Annotated in this window: 1 protein-coding gene; it reads right to left on the bottom strand. The window is 54.1% G+C overall.

Annotation, left to right across the window (positions count from 1 at the left end):
- Positions 1 to 597, bottom strand: a 597-nt coding sequence (locus K3F48_RS23970; protein ID WP_222577944.1) for an AMP-binding protein, incomplete at both ends; no start/stop codon positions are given.

The following is a 597-nucleotide window of genomic DNA, read 5'->3' as shown; positions in this document are numbered from 1 at the left end:
AACTCCGAGCGGAGCCGGACGCCCCCGCGCGTCCAGAATATATATCCGTGTGTTCGAGATCGGACGCCCAATCGGAACAATTTTAGAATTGTCTTTAAAGGCATGTTCGACCCGATGCGCCGCCGACCAAATCGTCGTCTCCGTAGGACCGTAAACGCTCCACAAATCTTTTGCGCGCTCTTTGATCGCGCACGCCAATTCCACTGCAACGGCCTCGCCGCCACAAAGAGCGGCGACGTCGTTGAACAGTTTATCTTGCTTTTCCTCTAGGAGCAGTCGCCAGGTCGCCGGGGTCGCCTGCAGGAGGTTTATTTTGTGAGACCCGACTAGACGGACAATTTCATCAGTGGCGCGCGCCGTTTGGTGAGGCGCAAGAACTAAAAGCCCGCCTTGCACCAACGGCGCAAACAGTTCGAGAGCGGCTATGTCAAAGGATATTGTCGTCAACGCCAACAAACGCGTTGTTCGGTTCACGCCTATTTGCTCAACGAATAAATGTAAGAAATTCGTCAGCCCCCGATGTTCGACCATGACGCCTTTTGGTTTTCCGGTCGAACCGGAGGTGTAGATGACATAGGCGAGATTTTGCGAGCTGAG

It is taken from the genome of Methylosinus sp. Sm6 (assembly GCF_019802345.1).
Lineage (GTDB): Bacteria > Pseudomonadota > Alphaproteobacteria > Rhizobiales > Beijerinckiaceae > Methylosinus.
The sequence above is the reverse complement of the archived record's forward strand: the minus strand, read 5'-3'. Positions and strand labels throughout refer to the sequence as shown.